This window comes from Streptomyces sp. SudanB182_2057 (assembly GCF_964272715.1).
Lineage (GTDB): Bacteria > Actinomycetota > Actinomycetes > Streptomycetales > Streptomycetaceae > Streptomyces > Streptomyces rubradiris.
Map to the genome: position 1 here is coordinate 4142247 of NZ_OZ186798.1, position 18623 is coordinate 4160869.

General features: G+C 71.7%; 19 protein-coding genes. 11 read left to right on the forward strand and 8 right to left on the reverse strand.

The genetic code is table 11. From position 1 onward, the window contains the following. The first annotated feature begins 18 nt into the window (after window positions 1–18). Window positions 19–627 carry an alkaline shock response membrane anchor protein AmaP gene (locus ACSURM_RS17990; protein WP_436956263.1) on the forward strand — a complete coding sequence of 203 codons (609 nt, stop codon included), beginning with the start codon at window positions 19–21 and terminating at the stop codon, window positions 625–627. Between the two features lie 92 nt (window positions 628–719). Here ACSURM_RS17990 and ACSURM_RS17995 read toward each other — a convergent pair whose 3' ends face one another. Further along, window positions 720–1691 carry a pirin family protein gene (locus ACSURM_RS17995; protein ID WP_436956264.1) on the reverse strand — a complete coding sequence of 324 codons (972 nt, stop codon included), beginning with the start codon at window positions 1689–1691 and terminating at the stop codon, window positions 720–722. Window positions 1692–1801: 110 nt separating this feature from the next. Then, window positions 1802–2281 (reverse strand): SseB family protein, encoded by a 480-nt coding sequence (locus ACSURM_RS18000; RefSeq protein ID WP_030609496.1) that lies wholly within the window; start codon window positions 2279–2281, stop codon window positions 1802–1804. 312 nt (window positions 2282–2593) lie between these two features. Between ACSURM_RS18000 and ACSURM_RS18005 the strand changes: the two genes are divergently transcribed. From ACSURM_RS18005 to ACSURM_RS18015, 3 genes are all read left to right on the forward strand, one after another. After that, window positions 2594–4420: an acyl-CoA dehydrogenase gene (locus ACSURM_RS18005; protein WP_436961131.1), complete on the forward strand. Its 1827-nt coding sequence runs from the start codon at window positions 2594–2596 to the stop codon at window positions 4418–4420. Window positions 4421–4535: 115 nt separating this feature from the next. Continuing rightward, window positions 4536–5834: a M18 family aminopeptidase gene (locus ACSURM_RS18010; RefSeq protein WP_436956266.1), complete on the forward strand. Its 1299-nt coding sequence runs from the start codon at window positions 4536–4538 to the stop codon at window positions 5832–5834. 86 nt (window positions 5835–5920) lie between these two features. Then, window positions 5921–6175, forward strand: a complete 255-nt coding sequence (locus ACSURM_RS18015) for a hypothetical protein (protein ID WP_030609484.1) — start codon at window positions 5921–5923, stop codon at window positions 6173–6175. Window positions 6176–6187: 12 nt separating this feature from the next. Here ACSURM_RS18015 and ACSURM_RS18020 read toward each other — a convergent pair whose 3' ends face one another. The 3 genes from ACSURM_RS18020 to ACSURM_RS18030 all read right to left on the reverse strand — a co-directional run bounded on the left by ACSURM_RS18020 (window position 6188) and on the right by ACSURM_RS18030 (window position 9539). Beyond that, window positions 6188–8035, reverse strand: a complete 1848-nt coding sequence (locus tag ACSURM_RS18020) for a thioredoxin-like domain-containing protein (protein WP_436956268.1) — start codon at window positions 8033–8035, stop codon at window positions 6188–6190. 93 nt (window positions 8036–8128) lie between these two features. Next, window positions 8129–8989: a calcium-binding protein gene (locus ACSURM_RS18025; RefSeq protein WP_436956269.1), complete on the reverse strand. Its 861-nt coding sequence runs from the start codon at window positions 8987–8989 to the stop codon at window positions 8129–8131. Between the two features lie 145 nt (window positions 8990–9134). Continuing rightward, entirely contained in the window at window positions 9135–9539 is a 405-nt protein-coding gene (locus ACSURM_RS18030) for a cupin domain-containing protein (RefSeq protein ID WP_436956271.1), read from the reverse strand. Between the two features lie 51 nt (window positions 9540–9590). Between ACSURM_RS18030 and ACSURM_RS18035 the strand changes: the two genes are divergently transcribed. Continuing rightward, window positions 9591–10592: a GlxA family transcriptional regulator gene (locus ACSURM_RS18035; protein ID WP_436956272.1), complete on the forward strand. Its 1002-nt coding sequence runs from the start codon at window positions 9591–9593 to the stop codon at window positions 10590–10592. Between the two features lie 43 nt (window positions 10593–10635). Next, window positions 10636–11130 carry an LURP-one-related/scramblase family protein gene (locus ACSURM_RS18040; protein ID WP_436956274.1) on the forward strand — a complete coding sequence of 165 codons (495 nt, stop codon included), beginning with the start codon at window positions 10636–10638 and terminating at the stop codon, window positions 11128–11130. A 64-nt stretch (window positions 11131–11194) separates the two neighbouring features. Here ACSURM_RS18040 and ACSURM_RS18045 read toward each other — a convergent pair whose 3' ends face one another. Continuing rightward, a complete protein-coding gene (locus ACSURM_RS18045; RefSeq protein WP_436956276.1) occupies window positions 11195–11995 on the reverse strand; it encodes a carbon-nitrogen family hydrolase in 801 nt (266 codons plus the stop codon). Window positions 11996–12179: 184 nt separating this feature from the next. Between ACSURM_RS18045 and ACSURM_RS18050 the strand changes: the two genes are divergently transcribed. Beyond that, the gene (locus ACSURM_RS18050) at window positions 12180–13004 is read left to right on the forward strand and encodes a maleylpyruvate isomerase family mycothiol-dependent enzyme (protein WP_359041167.1); all 825 of its coding nucleotides are present in this window, start codon (window positions 12180–12182) and stop codon (window positions 13002–13004) included. Window positions 13005–13038: 34 nt separating this feature from the next. Here ACSURM_RS18050 and ACSURM_RS18055 read toward each other — a convergent pair whose 3' ends face one another. Next, entirely contained in the window at window positions 13039–14346 is a 1308-nt protein-coding gene (locus ACSURM_RS18055; RefSeq protein ID WP_436956278.1) for an MFS transporter, read from the reverse strand. After that, window positions 14343–15017 carry a GntR family transcriptional regulator gene (locus ACSURM_RS18060; RefSeq protein WP_436956280.1) on the reverse strand — a complete coding sequence of 225 codons (675 nt, stop codon included), beginning with the start codon at window positions 15015–15017 and terminating at the stop codon, window positions 14343–14345. Before ACSURM_RS18060 ends, ACSURM_RS18055 begins: the two co-directional genes overlap by 4 nt. A gap of 197 nt (window positions 15018–15214) precedes the next feature. On the opposite strand from ACSURM_RS18060, the gene ACSURM_RS18065 reads away from it, so the two are divergent. The 4 genes from ACSURM_RS18065 to ACSURM_RS18080 all read left to right on the forward strand — a co-directional run bounded on the left by ACSURM_RS18065 (window position 15215) and on the right by ACSURM_RS18080 (window position 18614). Then, entirely contained in the window at window positions 15215–16117 is a 903-nt protein-coding gene (locus ACSURM_RS18065) for a D-alanyl-D-alanine carboxypeptidase family protein (RefSeq protein ID WP_436956282.1), read from the forward strand. A 102-nt stretch (window positions 16118–16219) separates the two neighbouring features. Then, entirely contained in the window at window positions 16220–16567 is a 348-nt protein-coding gene (locus tag ACSURM_RS18070; RefSeq protein ID WP_436956284.1) for a GntR family transcriptional regulator, read from the forward strand. Next, entirely contained in the window at window positions 16564–17550 is a 987-nt protein-coding gene (locus ACSURM_RS18075) for a DUF1648 domain-containing protein (protein WP_436956286.1), read from the forward strand. Before ACSURM_RS18070 ends, ACSURM_RS18075 begins: the two co-directional genes overlap by 4 nt. Before the next feature lie 128 nt (window positions 17551–17678). Continuing rightward, complete coding sequence (locus tag ACSURM_RS18080) at window positions 17679–18614, forward strand: BRO-N domain-containing protein (protein WP_436956288.1); 936 nt, start codon at window positions 17679–17681, stop codon at window positions 18612–18614. Window positions 18615–18623: the final 9 nt, after the last annotated feature.

Consider the following 18623-nt stretch of genomic DNA (forward strand, 5'->3'; position numbering starts at 1 on the left):
GCAGCACCGGAGTCCGCCATGACGCCGCGATCCACCCTCAACCGCAGTCTGCTGGGCCTCGCCGGACTGGTCCTGCTCGGGGGCGGGCTGCTGATCCTCTTCGCCGGACTGGACCTCTACCGGCGGCGCGGTCTGGTCCCGCCCGACGGCTGGCCCCTGACCGCCCCGGCCGACGTCCTGCTCGGCTCCGCCGACCGGACCCGCTGGAGCGGCCAGGGCTGGTGGTGGTGGCCCGCGGTGATCGCCGCGCTCGCCCTCGTCGCCCTGCTCGCCCTGTGGTGGCTGCTCGCTCAACTGCGCCGGCGCCGCCCCGGCTCCCTGCCCGTCGGCGGCACACCCCCGCAGGAGGGCGTCGAACTGCGCGACCGGGCGCTGAGCGACGCGATCGCGGCCGAGGCCGGGGCCCTGCCGGGGGTCGACCACGCGACCGTACGCATCACCGGCCGGCCGGCCCGCCACCACACCCGCGTCGGGCTCACCCTCGCTCCCGGGGCCGCGCCGGGCGCCGCCCTCGGCGCCCTCTGCGAAGGCCCCCTCCGCACCGCTCGCCGGTCCACCGGCCGGCCCGACCCGCCCACGGAGGTACGCCTCCACGTCACCCGCCACAAGCCGCACCGCGCGGAGTAGGCGGGAAGCGGAGCGTTTCCGCTCGCGTCCCCGGAAAGCCGGTGCCGACCGGTCGTCTCCCGTCCTCGGTACCCGGCCGCCGGCCCCCGTCCCTACATTCCGTCCTCGGTCATCCCGTGCACGGCCGGAACGGTCCCCAGGCGGCCCTTGCGGAAGTCCTCGAACGCCTGCTGGAGTTCGTCGCGGGTGTTCATGACGAACGGGCCGTAGTGGGCCATCGGCTCACGGATCGGCCGGCCGCCGAGGAGGACGACCTCCAGGTCCGGGGTGTGGGAGTCCTGCCGCTCGTCCGCGCGCACGGTCAGCGAGCCTCCCGCGCCGAAGACCGCCGTCTGGCCGAGGCGGATCGGCCGGCGTTCCCCGCCGACGCTGCCGCGGCCCGCGAGGACGTACGCCAGCCCGTTGAAGTCCTCCCGCCACGGCAACGTGACCTCCGCACCCGGCGCCACCGTCGCGTGGATCATCGTGATCGGGGTGTGCGTGATGCCGGGCCCGGTGTGCCCGTCCAGCTCGCCGGCGATCACGCGCAGCAGCGCGCCGCCGTCGGGCGTGGTCAGCAGCTGGACGTTGCCGCCGCGGATGTCCTGGTAGCGCGGGGCCATCATCTTGTCCTTGGCGGGGAGGTTCACCCACAGCTGGAGGCCGTGGAAGAGGCCGCCGGACACGACCAGGGACTCCGGCGGGGCCTCGATGTGCAGCAGGCCGGAGCCGGCCGTCATCCACTGGGTGTCGCCGTTGGTGATGGTGCCCCCGCCGCCGTGCGAGTCCTGGTGGTCGAAGACGCCGTCGATGATGTAGGTGACGGTCTCGAAGCCGCGGTGCGGGTGCCAGGGGGTGCCCTTGGGCTCGCCCGGCGCGTACTCCACCTCCCCCATCTGGTCCATCATGACGAACGGGTCGAGGTGGCGGTAGTCGATCCCCGCGAACGCCCGGCGCACCGGGAATCCCTCACCCTCAAAACCGCTCGGGGCGGTCGTGACGGCGAGCACGGGACGTGCCACGGCATCGGCGGGAGCGGTCACACGGGGCAGCGTCAACGGGTTCTCGACGGTCACTGCGGGCATGGCGGGTACCTCCTTGGTACGCCCACTTTAGTTGAGCGTTGAACTTCTTGTCACCCCCAACAGAAGAGGCCCGGAGGGAATTCCCTCCGGGCCTCCGTCCGGGCGACCGCTCAGCCGCCGCCGTACATGCGCCGCATCGCGAAGTCGACCATCTGCTCGACCGCCTTGGCGTCGAACACGATCCGGTGCTCGCCCTCCATGTCCAGGACGAAGCCGTAGCCGGTGGGCAGCAGGTCGATCACCTCGGCGCCGGTGATGACGAAGTACTTGGACTCCTTGCCCGCGTACCGGCGCAGTTCCTTCAACGAGGTGAACATCGGGATCACCGGCTGCTGGGTGTTGTGCAGCGCGAGGAAACCCGGGGTGTCGCCGCGCGGGCAGTACACCTTGGAGGTGGCGAAGATCTGCTGGAAGTCCTCGGCGGCCATCTGCCCGGTGGTGAAGGCGCGCACCGCGTCCGCGAGCGAGGGCGGGGACGGCTCCGGATAGAGCGGCGGCTGCTGGCCGTACCCGCCGACACCGCCCGGCATCTGCTGCTGCGGCGGGGCGTACTGCTGCTGAGCGCCCACGTTCTGGTCGTAGCCGTACATGGGCAGAAGCGTACCGAGCCGCCCCGTCACCCGGATGGAGTACGGCACAGGAACTCCGCGCGCCGGCCGGGGAGTACCGGCGGCACCGGCCCTCGCCCGAACGGCGGGGCGCGCGGGGTGTCCAGGGGGCGCACGGAGGGCATGCACCTGGCATGTACAAGGCGCCCTCGGTGCCGCTTGAGACGCGTCACAGATGCCCGGATCGGGGTTGCGTCTTATTACCGACGGGTAGCATCATCGTAGCTACTTGTTGGTACGTGAACTAGGTGCGAGGAGTCAGTGCCTCGCCGATCCCTCTACGGAGCCGTCGCCATGGGGCACTACAAGTCGAATCTCCGCGACATCGAGTTCAACCTCTTCGAAGTACTCGGGCGCGACAAGGTGTACGGCACCGGCCCGTTCGAGGAGATGGACGTCGACACCGCCAAGAGCATCCTGGAGGAGATGACCCGCCTCTCGGAGAACGAGCTGGCCGAGTCCTTCGCCGACGCCGACCGCAACCCGCCGGTCTTCGACCCGGAGACCAGCACCGCGCCGGTCCCGGCGTCCTTCAAGAAGAGCTACCAGGCCTTCATGGACTCCGAGTACTGGCGGCTCGGCCTGCCCGAGGAGATCGGGGGCACCACCTCGCCGCGCTCCCTGATCTGGGCCTACGCCGAGCTGATCCTGGGCGCCAACCCGGCCGTGTGGATGTACTCCTCGGGCCCCGCGTTCGCCGGCATCCTCTTCGAGGAGGGCAACGAGGTCCAGAAGCACATCGCCAAGATCGCCACCGAGAAGCAGTGGGGCTCCACCATGGTGCTCACCGAGCCCGACGCGGGCTCCGACGTGGGCGCCGGCCGCACCAAGGCCGTCCAGCAGGAGGACGGCTCCTGGCACATCGAGGGCGTGAAGCGCTTCATCACCTCCGGTGAGCACGACATGTCGGAGAACATCCTCCACTACGTGCTCGCGCGCCCCGAGGGCGCCGGCCCCGGCACCAAGGGCCTGTCCCTCTTCCTCGTGCCGAAGTACCTGTTCGACTTCGAGACCGGCGAGCTGGGCGAGCGCAACGGCGTCTACGCCACCAACGTCGAGCACAAGATGGGCCTGAAGGCCTCCAACACGTGCGAGATGACCTTCGGCGACCGGCACCCCGCCAAGGGCTGGCTGATCGGCGACAAGCACGACGGCATCCGCCAGATGTTCCGCATCATCGAGTTCGCCCGCATGATGGTCGGCACGAAGGCGATCTCCACGCTGTCCACCGGCTACCTGAACGCGCTGGAGTACGCCAAGGAGCGCGTCCAGGGCCCGGACCTGGCGAACTTCATGGACAAGACCGCGCCCAAGGTCACCATCACCCACCACCCCGACGTGCGCCGCTCGCTGATGACGCAGAAGGCGTACGCGGAGGGCATGCGCGCCCTGGTGCTGTACACCGCCTCGGTCCAGGACGCCATCCAGGTCAAGGAGGCGAACGGCGAGGACGCCTCCGCCGAGCACGCGCTGAACGACCTGCTGCTGCCGATCGTCAAGGGCTACGGCTCCGAGAAGGGCTACGAGCAGCTGGCCCAGTCGCTGCAGACCTTCGGCGGCTCCGGCTTCCTCCAGGAGTACCCGATCGAGCAGTACATCCGGGACTCCAAGATCGACACCCTGTACGAGGGCACCACGGCGATCCAGGGCCAGGACTTCTTCTTCCGGAAGATCGTCCGCAACCAGGGCGCCGCGCTGAACTCCCTCGCCGAGGACATCAAGAAGTTCCTGGCGCTCGGCACCGGCGGCGAGGAGCTGGCCGGCGCCCGCGAGCAGCTGGCCAAGGCGGCCGTGGAGCTGGAGGCGATCGTCGGCCTGATGCTGACCGACCTGGCCGCCACCGAGCAGGACGCCAAGAACATCTACAAGGTGGGCCTGAACACCACCCGCCTGCTCATGGCCTCCGGTGACGTGGTCGTCGGCTACCTCCTCCTCAAGGGCGCCGCGGTCGCCGCCGAGAAGCTGGCCACCGCCTCGGCGAAGGACAAGGTCTTCTACACCGGCAAGATCGCCGCGGCGAAGTTCTTCGCGGCGAACGTCCTGCCGGGCGTCACCCTCGCCCGCAAGGTCGCCGGCAACGTGGAGCTGGACCTGATGGAACTGGACGAGGCCGCGTTCTAGGCCCCGGCGTTCCGGGCGTCCGGTTTTCCGACGTTCCGGACGACCCCGTCGATTCCTCGCACGGGCCCGCTCTCTTTCCGGGAGCGGGCCCGTGCACGTCGTTAAGGTGAATCCCATGAGCGCACCAGCCCGCTTCGACCGCGGCCACACCGACGACCTGATGTCCTTCCTGGCGGCGAGCCCGTCGCCGTACCACGCCGTGGCGAACACCGCCGAGCGGCTGGAGAAGGCGGGCTTCCGGCAGGTCGCGGAGACGGACGCCTGGGACGGGACGCACGGCGGCAAGTACGTGCTGCGCGGCGGCGCGATCGTGGCCTGGTACGTGCCCGAGGGCGCCGAGGCGCACACCCCCTTCCACATCATCGGCGCGCACACCGACTCCCCGAGCCTGCGGGTCAAGCCGCGCCCGGACAGCGGGGCGCACGGCTGGCGCCAGATCGCCGTGGAGATCTACGGCGGCCCGCTGCTCAACTCCTGGCTGGACCGGGACCTCGGCCTGGCCGGCCGGCTGACCCTGCGCGACGGCTCCTTCGTCCTGGTCAACGTGGACCGGCCGCTGCTGCGGGTGCCGCAGCTCGCCATCCACCTGGACCGCTCGGTCGGCTCCGAGGGGCTCAAACTCGACAAGCAGCGGCACCTCCAGCCGGTGTGGGGCCTCGGCGACCAGGTGCGCGACGGCGACCTCATCGCCTTCCTGGAGCAGGAGGCCGGGCTGGCCGCGGGCTCGGTGACCGGCTGGGACCTGATGACCCATCCGGTGGAGTCGCCGGCCTACCTCGGCCGGGACCGGGAGCTGGTCGCCGGCCCGCGCATGGACAACCTGCTGTCCGTGCACGCCGGTGCCGCCGCCCTCACCGCCGTCGCGGCCTCCGGTGCCCCGCTCACCCGCATCCCGGTGCTGGCCGCCTTCGACCACGAGGAGAACGGCTCCCAGTCGGACACCGGCGCGGACGGACCGCTGCTCGGCTCCGTCCTGGAGCGCTCGGTGCTCGCGCGCGGCGGGACGTTCGAGGACCGGGCCCGCGCCTTCGCCGCCTCGGTCTGCCTCTCCTCCGACACCGGTCACGCCGTGCACCCCAACTACGCCGAGCGGCACGACCCGACGCACCACCCCCGGGTCAACGGCGGCCCGCTCCTCAAGGTCAACGTCAACAACCGCTACGCGACCGACGGTTCGGGCCGCGCGGTGTTCGCCGCCGCCTGCGAGAAGGCGGGCGTGCCATTCCAGAGCTTCGTGTCGAACAACTCCATGCCGTGCGGCACCACCATCGGCCCGATCACCGCGGCCCGGCACGGCATCCGCACCGTCGACATCGGCGTGGCGATCCTGTCCATGCACAGCGTCCGCGAACTGTGCGGCGCCGACGACCCGTTCCTCCTCGCGAACGCCCTGACGGCCTTCCTGGAGGGCTAGGTCGCTCCCTCAGGGCCTAGGCGGGACCCCGCCGGGTACCCGGACGGCACCGGAGATTCCGGAACCGGAAGGGGAGGCGAGGTCTCATGGGTCTCGGCGGATGCATCATCCTCATCGGCGTGGGGGCCATTCTGACGTTCGCGACCGACTGGCACATGAAGGGCGTCAACGTCACCGTCGTCGGCCTGATCCTGATGGCCGTGGGCCTGATCGGCGTCGCGACGTTCAGCGGGATCGCCCGCCGCCGCCGCGTGGTCGTCCCGCCGACGACACCGGTGGTGGAGGAGGAGCCCCACCGCCACCACCGCGTCGACGGCTACTCGGACGGCTACGGCGTCTGACGCGCCGTCCGTCTACTGCTCGTCCATGCCCGCCAGGACGAGCGGCAGACGGTCCGTCCCGCCCGCGGTGAGGCGCAGCGGGACACCCCAGTCCTGCTGGTGCACGTGGCAGGCGGGGTATTCTCCCCCAGTCTTCGACCGGGAGGTGCCCCCAGCGGGGTCGTCGTCACAGCTGGCGGCCATCGCGGAGACGTGCAGGACGCCCTCGGACACGGCGGGGTTCAGTTCCAGCTCGCGGGACAGGTCCGTGTCCGCCCCTTCGCCCTTGAGCAGCAGCTCGGGCGGGGTGGCGGAGACCAGCAGGCGGGTCGAGGGGCCGTAGCGGGTGTCGAGTTTCTGGCCGGCCGGGGCCTGGAAGATCACATCCAGGCGGAGGCGGCCGGGGGCCACCTCGGTGGCCGCCCGCCGGGTGCGGTGGGCGACCGACTCCACGCGCACCGCCTCCTCGGGCAGCCGCAGCCGGGTCAGCCGGTGCCGGGCCGACTCCACCACCACGATGTCCTCGCCGACGAGGACGGCGTCGCTGGGCTCGCGCAGATCGGTGGCGAGCGTGGTGACCTCGCCGGTGGCGGGGTCGTAGCGGCGCAGCGCGTGGTTGTAGGTGTCTGCGACGGCGACCGAGCCGTCCGGCAGGGCGGTCACGCCCAGCGGGTGCTGGAAGAGCGCCTGACCGGCGGCGCCGTCCCGGTGACCGAAGTCGAACAGCCCGGTGCCGACGGCGGTGTGCACGTGCCCGTCGGTGTCCACCCAGCGCAGGGCGCTCGTCTCGGAGTCCGCGAGCCACAGCCGGTCGGCGGTGGCCGCGAGGCCGGAGGGCTGGGCGAACCATGCCTCGGCGCCGGGGCCGTCCACCAGGCCCTCGTTGGTGGTGCCGGCCGCCACGGCCACCGTCCCGCCGTCCGGGTCGTAGGTCCACAGCTGGTGGACGCCCGCCATCGCGATCCACACCTTGCCGCCGAAGACCGCCACGTCCCACGGGGAGGAGAGGTCCACCTCGCGGGCCGGGCCTGAGGTGGCCGAGCCCTGCCACCACTGCCTGCCGGTGCCCGCCAGGGTGGTCACCTCGCCGGTGGCGAGGTCCAGGCGGCGCAGGGCGTGGTTCACGGTGTCGGCGACCACCACCGAGCCGTCGGCCAGCAGCGCCAGGCCCTGCGGCTCGTTGAAGGACGCCTGGTCCGGGCCGCCGTCGGCGAAGCCGCGCGTGCCGGTGCCGAACCGCCGCAGAGCCGTCTCCGCGTCCTCGGCCAGCTCTACCAGCTGGTGCCGGGTGGTGTCGCTGACCAGGAAGTTCCCCGACGGCAGCAGCAGCGCCTTGCCGGGGAAGCGCAGCGTCGTCGGCTCGGGCTCCGGCGGCACGTAGGGGCCGTCGCCGCGGCGCAGGGTGCCCTTCGCCTCGTGCTCGGCCTCCAGCTCCTCGACCAGCCGCTCGATGGCGTGCGCGTGGCCCTCGCCGGCGTGCTGGGCGACGACGTAGCCCTCGGGGTCGATCACCACGAGGGTGGGCCAGGCGCGCACCGCGTACTGCTTCCAGGTGGCCAGCTCCGGGTCGTCCAGGACCGGGTGCGCCACGCCGTAGCGCTCGACGGCGTCCACGACGGCCTGGTGCTCGGCCTCGTGCACGAACTTCGGCGAGTGCACCCCGATCACCACGAGCGTGTCCCGGTGCTTCTCCTCCAGCTCGCGCAGCTCGTCCAGGACGTGCAGGCAGTTGATGCAGCAGAAGGTCCAGAAGTCCAGGACGACAATGCGACCGCGCAGGTCGGCGAGGGTGTACTGCTGGTCTCCCGTGTTCAGCCAGCCGCCCTTGCCGATCAGCTCGGGGGCGCGTACTCGGGCGCGTCGGGGTGCGGAGTCGGTCATGGATCCAGGGTGCCACCTCGCGCCGACGACCGTTTCGGCGCCTGTGGACAACTCTGTCGGGGCGCCCCGGCTGTGGATAAGGGCCCGGTGACCTCAGTCCTGGCGGACCACGTTCCGGCCGGGGCCGCCGGAGAGGGTGTCGCGGCCCGGGCCGCCGTAGAGCCGGTCGTTGCCGCTGTTGCCGTAGAGCTTGTCGTTGCCGCTGTTGCCGTACAGGACGTCGTCGCCCTTGCCGCCGTACAGCTCGTCGGCGCCGGTGCCGCCGGTGATCGTGTCCCTGCCGTCGTCGCCGGACAGGGACTGGGACCCGGCACCGCCGCGCAGCGTGTCGTCGCCCTTGCCGCCCTGCGCGATGTTGCCGCCGCCGGCCGCGGTGATCGTGTCGTTGCCGTCGCCGCCCCAGGCCAGGCCCTCCTTGCCGACCGTGAGGGTGTCGTCGCCCGCGCCGCCCGAGACGTAGGCGCCGTCGAGGCGGCCCGAGTCGGTCGCCTTGTCGTCACCGGCGCCCAGCGCGATCTCGGCGTAGGAGTAGATCTGGTCGGTGGCGTTCTTGTAGGCGACCGTGTCGCCGCGGTCGCCGAGGTCCATGACCAGGGCGGCGTAGGGGTCCTGGCTGTCCACGAGGGTGACCGTGCAGGAGACCTTGGTGTGGTCAGCGGCGACGGGGTGGCCGCAGCCGTGGCCCGCCCCGACCGGCACCACGTCGTCGACGAGATAGGTGATGCCCGTGCGGTCGGCGGTGAGCGAGGCGGTGACGGTGACCTTGTTGGACTGGCCGGGGGCCGCCTTGTAGGTGAGCTGCCAGTCGTACTGGTTGACCTCGGCGGTGGCCGGCGCCGGGGCGGCGCCGACCGGACCGGCCAGGGCGAGCGGTACGGCCAGTGCCGTACCGAGGACGAGGGCCGTCGCCGGGACGGCGCGGAGCAGCCGGTGGCGGGCGGGACGAGCGAGCATGGCAAACCTCCGGGAGGACGTGCGCGGCCGTGCGCCTTACGCACCTTCCGACTCGGGTCGCTCCCGCTTGGTTGGGCGACTTCCGTGACGGGGTGAGAAGTTCACCGGCCCGCCGCCTCGCCGCCGGGTGGATTCCACCGTCCGGTCAGCCGAGGGCGTGGCCCGCGGTGACGTCCACGTACTCCGGTACCTCCTCGCGCCGGTCGCCCACCGTGAGGGTGCCGGTGGGCTCGAAGAGCATGATCTCGGTGGGCACGCGCGCGTACGGCTTGTGTTCGGTGCCGCGCGGGACGGTGAACACCGAGCCCCTGGGCAGCACCACCGTGCGCTCGCCGGCCGGCTCGCGCAGACCTATGCGCAGCTCCCCGGACAGGACCAGGAAGAACTCGTCGGTGTTCTCGTGCACGTGCCAGAGGTGCTCGGCCTCCACCTTCGCCACGCGCACGTCGTAGTCGTTGACCGTGGTGACGATGCGGGGGCTCCACTGCTCGGTGAAGGAGGCGAGGGCCTGGTCCAGGAGGACCGGTGCGGTGTGTTCCGTGTGTGCCATGCGCTCATCGTGCGGGTGGCCGGGCCGCCGTACGAGTGCTAGGAATCGCATATGCCGCAAGGATCCTCTCACCCCCCGCACCGGGTGGCGGTGCTCGTCGACGCGGGCACCAATCCGTTCGAAGTCGGTGTCGCCACCGAGATGTTCGGGCTGCCCCGCCCGGAACTGGGCCTGAACGGGCCTCTCTACGAGGTGACGCTGTGCGCGCCCGCCCCCGAGATCCGGATGAACCACGGCTTCTTCACCATGAGCGGCCTGTCCGGCCTGGAGGCGGTGGACACGGCCGGCACCCTGATCGTGCCCGGCCGCCCGGACAACGTCGTGCCGCGCGGGCCCGACGTCCTGGCCGCCATCCGCCGCGCGCACGCGCGGGGCACCCGCGTCGTCAGCTTCTGCACCGGCAGTTTCGCGCTCGCCGAGGCCGGGCTGCTGGACGGCCGCCGGGCCACCACCCACTGGATGTGGGCGGACACCTTCCGGGACCTGCATCCCGCGGTGCGGCTGGAACCCGATGTCCTGTTCGTCGACGAGGGCGACATCCTCACCGCCGCGGGCAGCGCCGCGGCGCTCGACCTGGGACTGCACATCTGGCGCCGCGATCACGGGGCGGAGACGGCGAACGCCGTCTCCCGCCGCCTGGTCTTCGCCGCCCACCGCGACGGCGGGCAACGCCAGTTCGTGGAGCGCCCGGTGCCCGAGGTGCCCGACGAGTCCCTCGGCCCGCTGCTGGCCTGGGCGCAGGAACACCTGGGCGAGCCGCTGACCGTCGGCGATCTCGCCGCCCGCGCCGCCGTCTCACCGGCCACCCTGCACCGCCGCTTCCGCGGCCAGCTCGGCACGACACCGCTGGCCTGGCTCACCGGGGAGCGCGTGGCGCTGGCCTGCCGGCTGATCGAGCGGGGTGAGGAGCGGCTGGACGTGGTGGCGGCGCGCAGCGGTCTGGGCACGGCGGCCAACCTGCGCGCCCGGCTGCGCCGGGAGACGGGGCTGAGCCCGTCGGCGTACCGCAAGCGGTTCGGCGGGGTGCCGGGAGAGGGAGCCGTGCCCGTATGACGGGTTTGTGACGATCGCCCGGGCCCGGGGAAGCATGCTCCGTATGAGATTCCTCGTACGCGACCGGATCCTCGGCATCGGTGACGACTGGTGGATCGAGGACGAGCACGGCCGGAAGGTCTACCTCGTCGACGGCAAAGCCATGCGGCTGCGGGACACCTTCGAGCTGAAGGACACCGAGGGCCGGGTCCTGATCGACATCCACCAGAAGATGTTCGCGCTGCGCGACACCATGGTGATCGAACGGGACGGCGAGGTCCTGGCCCGCATCCGGCGCAAGCGGCTGTCCCTGCTGCGCAACCACTACCGGGTCGCCCTCGCGGACGGCACCGAGCTGGACGTGAGCGGCAAAATCCTGGACCGCGAGTTCGCCGTCGAGTACGACGGCGAACTCCTGGCGGTGATCACCCGCCGCTGGCTGACCGTCCGCGACACCTACGGCGTGGACGTCGTCCGGGAGGACGCCGATCCGGCGCTGCTGATCGCGGTCGCGGTGTGCGTGATCCACCTCGCCGAGAAGGAGGGCGAGGAGGACTGATCCCGGCCACCGGAGAGGACCGGCCCCGGCCGCGGGAGAGGCCCGACCCCGGTCGCGAGGAGGCTCAGGCCCGGTGCCGGGGCGGTTCCAGGCCCAGGACGCGGTCCTTCAGCGCCGGGAACTGCTCGCGGGTCGCGGCCGGCTTCGCCGGGTCGATGTCGACCGTGAGGACCTCCTCGCCGGGTCCGGCCTCCGCGAGCACCTCGCCCCACGGATCCACCACGATCGAGTGCCCCGCCTGGGGAACTCCGGCGTGCGTCCCGGCCGTTCCGCAGGCGAGCACGAACGCCTGGTTCTCCACCGCCCGCGCCCGGGCCAGCAGCGTCCAGTGCGCGCGCCGCCGCTCGGGCCAGCCCGCCGGGATCACCAGCGTCTCGGCGCCGGCGTCGACCAGTGCGCGGAAGAGCTCGGGGAACCGGAGGTCGTAGCAGGTGGCCACGCCGAGCGTGGTCTCCGGCAGCCGGACCGTCACCAGGTCCCGGCCCGCGCCCATCAGCACGGCCTCGCCCTTGTCGAAGCCGAAGCGGTGGATCTTTCGGTAGGCCGCGGCCAGTTCACCGGAGGGGGAGAAGACGAGCGAGGTGTTGTAGAGGGGGCCTTCGGGATCGCGTTCCGGGATGGAGCCCGCGTGCAGCCACACGCCCGCGTCGCTCGCCGCCTTGGCCATCGCCTCGTAGGTGGGCCCTTCCAGCGGCTCGGCCTCGCGGCCGAACTCCTCGTAGGCGAAGGCGCCGGTGGTCCACAGCTCCGGCAGGACGACGAGGTCGGCGCCGCTCTGCTCACGCACCAGCGCGGCCAGGCGCCGCCGCCGGGAGTCGACCGGTTCCCGCTCGTCCACGGCTGCTTGGATCAGCGAGGCGCGCACACTACCACCGTCCTGGGATTCGAGTCGTCCATACGGGCCTACGATCGTCACACGAAAGCACTGCCGGGGTGCCTGTCCGCAGCGTAACTTAGCGTCTCAAGACACCCGCCGAAGTGCAGCCGCCGTCCGCCGGCAAAGCCGCCGCAAACCCGCCCGTGTACCGACCGCCGAGGGGTCCCGTTCCGTGAGTCTGCATCCCACTCTCCAGCCCTACGCCGACGCCTGGACGCACTCCATCGAAGCGATATCCGAGATGGCCCAGTCACTCGTCGAGGGCGAGTGGAACCGGCGGACCCCGTGCCCCGGCTGGTCGGTGCGCGACATCGTGTCGCACGTCATCGGCATGGACTGCGAGATGCTCGGCGACCCGCGCCCCATCCACGCCCTGCCGCGCGACCTCTTCCACGTCGCCACCGAGCACCAGCGCTACATGGAGATGCAGGTCGACGTCCGCCGGCACCACACCGCGCCGGAGATGACGGCCGAGCTGGAGTACACGGTCATCCGCCGCAACCGGCAGCTGCGGGGCGAGTCCCGGGACCCCGGCACCCTGGTGCGCGGCCCGCTCGGCAAGGAGATCACCCTGGAGCAGGCCTACCGCATGCGGGCGTTCGACGTGTGGGTGCACGAGCAGGACCTGCGCACGGCCCTCGGCCGCCCCGGCAGCCTGGACTCGCCGGGCGCGTACGTCACCCGGGACGTGCTCCTGGAGGCGCTGCCCGAGGTGGTCGCGCGGGACGCGAACGCCCCGCGCAGCTCGGCGATCGTGTTCGACGTGCACGGCCCGGTCGAGTTCCTGCGCACCGTCCGCGTCGACATCCAGGGCCGCGGCACCGTGGAGACCGTGCCCGCCCTCGGCCCGGCCGCCACCCTCACCCTCGACTGGGAGACCTACGTCCGCCTGGCCTGCGGCCGGGTCACGCCCGAGGCGGTGGCGGACCGGGTGAAGACGGAGGGCGACCAGGAGCTGGCGGCGGCCATCCTGCGCAACTTCGCGGTCACCCCGTAACCCCTGCCACCGGAAGCGCACTTCCGCCGTAGGGCTACGCGGGCACGTGCACCGTCTCTATGCGGCTGGAGATCAACTGCTCCCGCTCCCGCCGGGCCGCCCGCCCCCGCAGCCGGAGGATCTGGCTCACCCCGAGCGCCTGGAGCACGAACACGGAGCCGAAGGCCACGGTGTAGTCGTCCCCGGTCGCGTCCAGCAGCACGCCGATCGCGAACAGCGTCGTCATGGAGGCGATGAAGCCGCCCATGTTGGTGATGCCGGACGCCGTGCCCTGCCGCTCGGGCGGATTGGCCGGCCGGGCGAAGTCGAAGCCGAGCATGGACGCCGGTCCGCACGCGCCGAGCACCGCGCACAGCACCACCAGCAGCCACATCGGCGCGTGCCGCCCGGGATAGGCCAGGGTCGCCGCCCACAGCAGCGCGGTCGCGCCCACCGTGCCCAGCGCCAGCGGCAGCCGGGCCGCGTGGTGCCGGGCCACGATCTGGCCGTAGACCAGGCCGATCACCATGTTGGACAGCACGACGAGGGTGAGCAGCTCGCCGGCCGTGGCACGGCTGAGCCCCTGCGCCTCGACCAGGAACGGCAGGCCCCACAGCAGCAGGAACACCATCGCCGGGAACTGGGTGGTGAAGTGCACCCACAGGCCCAGCCGGGTGCCCGGCTCCCGCCAGGCGGCGGCGATCTGCCCGCGGACGTAGGCGGCGCCCCGGTGCGGGGACGGCTCCGGCTCCAGCCCCTCGGGGTGGTCCTTCAGGAACAGCAGGGTCAGCACCAGGACGACCGCGCCCGCCAGCGCGCTCCCCGCGAACGCCGGGGTCCAGCCGATGCCGTGCAGCAGCCGGGCCAGGACCAGGGTGGAGACCAGGTTGCCCGCCATGCCGACCAGCCCCGCGAGCTGCGCGACCATCGGGCCGCGCCGGGCCGGGAACCAGCGGGTGCCCAGCCGTAGCACGCTGATGAAGGTCATCGCGTCGCCACAGCCCAGCAGCGCCCGGGAGGCGAGGGCGGTGCCGTAGGAGGGGGAGAAGGCGAAGCCCAGCTGTCCGGCGGTGAACAGCAGCGCGCCGATGCTCAGCACCTTCTTGGTGCCGAGCCGGTCGACCAGCAGGCCGACGGGTATCTGCATGCCGGCGTAGACCAGCAGCTGGAGTATGGAGAAGGTGGAGAGGGCGGAGGCGCCCACGTGGAAGCGGTCGGCCGCGTCGAGCCCGGCCACCCCCAGCGACGTACGGAAGATGACGGCGACGAAGTAGACCGCCACGCCTATGGACCAGACGACGACCGCCCGCCGGCCGCCCGGCGGGTCGCCCGGGAGGGCGGCGCCGCGCTCCGGGGCGCTCATCGGACCTCACCCCGCGCGAGGTTCGAGACCCAGCTCACGTGCCGGTGCACGACCCCGACGGCCGTCTGGGCGTCCCCGGCGCGCAGCGCGTCCAGGATCTCCTCGTGCTCGGCGAGCGTCTTGGCGATCCGGTCGGGGTGGGAGTGCATGACGGCGACGCCCATCCGCAGCTGGCGGTCGCGCAGCTGGTCGTAGAGGCGGGAGAGGATCTCGTTGCCCCCGCTGCGCACGATCTCGGCGTGGAAGGAGCGGTCGGTGACCGCGGCGGCGGCCAGGTCTCCGGCGGCGGCCTGCGCCTTCTGCCGCTCCAGCAGCTCGGTCAGCCGCTCCAGCAGACCCGGCGGGGCGGGTACGGCCTTGCGGGCGGCGTGCTCCTCGACCAGCAGGCGGGTCTCCACCACGTCCGCGATCTCCTGCGCGGAGACCGGCAGGACCAGGGCGCCCTTCTTGGGGTAGAGGCGGATCAGACCCTCGGCTTCCAGCCGCAGCAGCGCCTCCCTGACGGGCGTGCGCGAGACCCCGACGGCCTCGGCCAGCTCACCCTCGGTGAGCAGGGTGCCGCCCTCGTAGCGGCGGTCGAGCACGCCCTGCTTGACATGGGTGTACACGCGTTCGGCGGCGGGTGGCTGTTTGAGGGACTGGGGCGCGGAGTGCTCGACGGCCGTTCTCATGCCCACAGGATAGATACAACACGTGCGCAAGCGGTGGACCGTCCACGATGCGGACCCTCGCGGCCTGGAAACGTTCATCCCCCGGCGACCGCACAACCTTCTGTGCTACTTACGTGTCACACATACGCGGCCCTTTTGCGCACTCACCTCAACTCGGCCGCACATCAGGGGCATTCAATACATTCGAGGTACATCAGTTGATTACCGGCATCAAGGGCACCAAACTCCGCAGGGCCGCTGTCGTCACCGTCACCGCCGGCGCGCTGGCCGCCACCGGCGCCCTCACCGCGGCGCCCGCACAGGCCGTCACCGCGCCCTCGATCGTGGCCAAGGGCGGGTACCTGATGAACAACGCCGGCGGCGCGACGCTGTACGGCAAGAAGGCGGACACCCGGCTCGCCACCGGCTCCACCACGAAGATCATGACCGCCAAGGTCGTGCTCGCCCAGTCGAACCTCAACCTCGACGCCAAGGTCACGATCCAGAAGGCGTACAGCGACTACGTCGTCAAGAACAACGCCTCCCAGGCCCATCTGATCGTCGGCGACCAGGTGACCGTCCGGCAGCTGCTGTACGGCCTGATGCTGCCGTCCGGCTGCGACGCCGCCTACGCGCTCGCCGACAAGTACGGCTCCGGTTCGACCCGGGCGGCGCGCGTGAAGAACTTCATCGGCAAGATGAACACCGCCGCCAAGAACCTGGGCCTGAAAAACACGCACTTCGACTCCTTCGACGGCATCGGCAACGGCAGCAACTACTCGACGCCGCGCGACCTGACGAAGATCGCCGGCAGCGCGATGAAGAACTCCACGTTCCGCGCGATCGTCAAGACCAAGACGTACACCGCCAAGACCCGCACCAAGTCGGGCGGCACCCGCACGATGGCCCCCTGGAAGAACACCAACGGGCTGCTCAACAGCTACAGCGGGACCATCGGCGTGAAGACCGGCTCCGGCCCGGAGGCCAAGTACTGCCTGGTCTTCGCCGCGACCCGGAAGAACAAGACGGTCATCGGCACGGTCCTCGCCTCCTCCTCCATCGCCAACCGCGAGGCGGACGCGAAGAAGCTCCTCAACTACGGCTTCGCCCGCCTGGGCTGACACCCGGTCACCCCGAGGGGGCCCGTCGCCTGCCGCGACGGGCCCCCTTTTCGCTGCGCCCGGTTCCCCGATGGCACGCATGGTGCTAGTTTCATTGGCACCATGCTGCTGCGTCTGGACACGTCCGACACCCGCCCGCTGCACGAACAGGTCGCCGCGGCGGTCCGGCGGGCCATCGCCGAGGGCGAGTGCCGCGCCGGCGACCGGCTGCCCTCCGCCCGCGACCTCTCCGCGGCCCTCGACATCAACGTCAACACCGTGCTGCGCGGACTGCGCGAGCTGCGGGACGAGGGCCTGCTGGAGTTCCGGCGCGGCCGGGGCATCACGGTCGCCGAGGGGGCGTCCCGCCGCTCCGGCCTCCAGATCAGGGTGCGTGAGCTGGTCGCGGAGGCGTCCCGGCTGGGCTACAGCCGGACCGATGTCATCGAGATGATCCGGGGGCTGACATGACGGGCGTGGAAACCGGGCCGGTGAACCGGGGCCGCACCGCACGGTGGTGGACGATCGGCGCGACGGCGGGCGTCACGGCCGTGCTCGCCGGACTGCCCTGGGCCGCGCGGGACCGGCTCCCCGGCCGGCCGGCGACCCACTGGAGCGGTGACGGCACCCCCGACGGCTCGCTCCCCCTGTGGGCGGCCTGTCTTCTCCCGGCCGGGGTCTGGCTGCTGACCGTCCTCGCGACGAGCGTGCGCCCGCGCCGCTCCGGCGCGACCGCGCACCCTTGGCGGGCGATGACGCTGGCGCCCACGGGGGCGGTGCTCGTCGGCGCCCAGGTGTGCGTCGTCCGGGCGAACTGGGACCACACCGACTGGCACCAGGCCCGCCAGCCGGTCCTCGGGGTGGTCCTGATCGGCGCGCTCGCGGCGGTCGCCGCGGTGGCCGCCTGGCGGCTCACCCCGCGGCCCGCCGCCGCCCCGGCCGCCGCGCCCACGCTGGAGGTGCCCGAGGGCGAACGCCTGGTGTGGTTCTCCCGCACCGCCAACCCCTGGCTGCGGCTGCTGGCGGCGGTGGCCGGGCTGGTGGCCGTCGTCGCGCTGGTCGCCCTGGCCATGGGCCTGGCCGACCCCGCCGGGCTGTGGACGGCGTGCGCGGCGTCGACGGTCGTCTCGCTCAGCTGTGCCACGTTCTCCTCGGTCCAGGCGAAGGTGTCGGAGGCGGGCCTGGAGGTGTCGTTCGGCCCGCTGGGCTGGCCCGTCCGCCGCTGGTCCCCGGCCGCCATCGAGACCGCCCGCGCCGAGCGGCGGCTGCCGTCCCAGGTCGGCGGCTGGGGGTACCGGATCAGCGGCCTCGGCACGACGGTCATGCTCCGCGCCGGCGACTGCCTGGTCATACGCCCCCGGGGCCGCCGCGCCGACTTCGCGGTAAGCGTGGACGACGCGGAACGGGGCGCGGCCCTGCTCAACACCCTCCGCACCCGGCCGTCCACCGACTGACCGGACTACCTCACCGGTCCGCCTTTTGTCACCCACATGCCGCTAATTCACCTGTAATCACGAATATCAGCCTTGCAGTTGGCATATTCGATTTCCTCCGTTCTACGTTCCGCGACGGAGGTGTTCACATGAACGAACCCAGGAGGCGGCCCGACGCCGAGGGACGGCGTCAGGCGATCGACATCAGCGACTTCGTGTACGCGGCCACCGGAGCCCGTGTCCGCCGGCTCACCATGCCGGACGGAAGCCATTGGTTCCCGGCGGTGGATGTCTGCAAGGAACTCGGGCACAGCAACTCTCGGCAAGCTCTCGCCGACCACCTGCCCGAAGAGCACCGAGAGACACTCGAGACCGTAAGTGGAGCTTACGGTCTCAGCATTCCCGCAGGTAGGGAGTGGCGCCGAGATCTGAATCTCATCTCTCTGCAGGGTCTCATCCTGCTCGTCAACGCCTGCACCAAGCCGGCCTGCATGCCCTTCAAACTGTGGGTCGCCGAAGTAATCGAGACCGTACAGAGGGAGGGTTCTTACACTCTCGACAAGGCCGAGGTGCAGCCGGCTGAGCCGGGCGCGCCCATCGCCTACGCCATGCCGGAACAGGTCGCGGAGGCCATCGTCCGGCTGGAGGCGCACAACCTCCGGCTGGACGAGGAACTGGCGAAGGGGCAGCGCGAGTCGATCGAACTGCAGAAGGCCACCCTGGCCGTCCAGCAGGCCATGGTGCGGGCGATGGAGCGGATCGCGGACCGGCTCGACGGAATGGCCCTCCCGCGCTACCTGCCCGGCGCTGATCCGGTGGTGCCGCCCACCACCGAGGCCCTGCTGGCCGACTGGCGGCAGCGGCTGTCCGTGACGGCGGACGTGTGGGCGGTGGCCGTCGTCATCGCGCCGGTCCTGGTCGAGAAGGGCGAGCTGCGCGAGCCGCTGGAGGCCATCGCGGCGCGGACCGGCCTGTCCGTGCACCGCGTCAACGAATGCCTGCGGCTGCTGCGCAAGCACGCCTGCATCCGTTCGCGGGGCGGTGCGGAGGACGGAGCACCGGTGTACGTGCTCACTCAGGGCTGACAGGCACTG

Coding starts and splice junctions, on each gene's coding strand:
- ACSURM_RS18060 (WP_436956280.1), bottom strand. CDS start 15,017: ATGAGAACGGCCGTCGAGCACTCCGCGCCCCAGTCCCTCAAACAGCCA.
- ACSURM_RS18075 (WP_436956286.1), top strand. CDS start 16,564: ATGACGGGCGTGGAAACCGGGCCGGTGAACCGGGGCCGCACCGCACGG.
- ACSURM_RS17995 (WP_436956264.1), bottom strand. CDS start 1,691: ATGCCCGCAGTGACCGTCGAGAACCCGTTGACGCTGCCCCGTGTGACC.
- ACSURM_RS18025 (WP_436956269.1), bottom strand. CDS start 8,989: ATGCTCGCTCGTCCCGCCCGCCACCGGCTGCTCCGCGCCGTCCCGGCG.
- ACSURM_RS18020 (WP_436956268.1), bottom strand. CDS start 8,035: ATGACCGACTCCGCACCCCGACGCGCCCGAGTACGCGCCCCCGAGCTG.
- ACSURM_RS18055 (WP_436956278.1), bottom strand. CDS start 14,346: ATGAGCGCCCCGGAGCGCGGCGCCGCCCTCCCGGGCGACCCGCCGGGC.
- ACSURM_RS18080 (WP_436956288.1), top strand. CDS start 17,679: ATGAACGAACCCAGGAGGCGGCCCGACGCCGAGGGACGGCGTCAGGCG.
- ACSURM_RS18015 (WP_030609484.1), top strand. CDS start 5,921: ATGGGTCTCGGCGGATGCATCATCCTCATCGGCGTGGGGGCCATTCTG.
- ACSURM_RS18040 (WP_436956274.1), top strand. CDS start 10,636: ATGAGATTCCTCGTACGCGACCGGATCCTCGGCATCGGTGACGACTGG.
- ACSURM_RS18010 (WP_436956266.1), top strand. CDS start 4,536: ATGAGCGCACCAGCCCGCTTCGACCGCGGCCACACCGACGACCTGATG.
- ACSURM_RS18030 (WP_436956271.1), bottom strand. CDS start 9,539: ATGGCACACACGGAACACACCGCACCGGTCCTCCTGGACCAGGCCCTC.
- ACSURM_RS18005 (WP_436961131.1), top strand. CDS start 2,594: ATGGGGCACTACAAGTCGAATCTCCGCGACATCGAGTTCAACCTCTTC.
- ACSURM_RS18000 (WP_030609496.1), bottom strand. CDS start 2,281: ATGTACGGCTACGACCAGAACGTGGGCGCTCAGCAGCAGTACGCCCCG.
- ACSURM_RS17990 (WP_436956263.1), top strand. CDS start 19: ATGACGCCGCGATCCACCCTCAACCGCAGTCTGCTGGGCCTCGCCGGA.
- ACSURM_RS18070 (WP_436956284.1), top strand. CDS start 16,220: ATGCTGCTGCGTCTGGACACGTCCGACACCCGCCCGCTGCACGAACAG.
- ACSURM_RS18035 (WP_436956272.1), top strand. CDS start 9,591: ATGCCGCAAGGATCCTCTCACCCCCCGCACCGGGTGGCGGTGCTCGTC.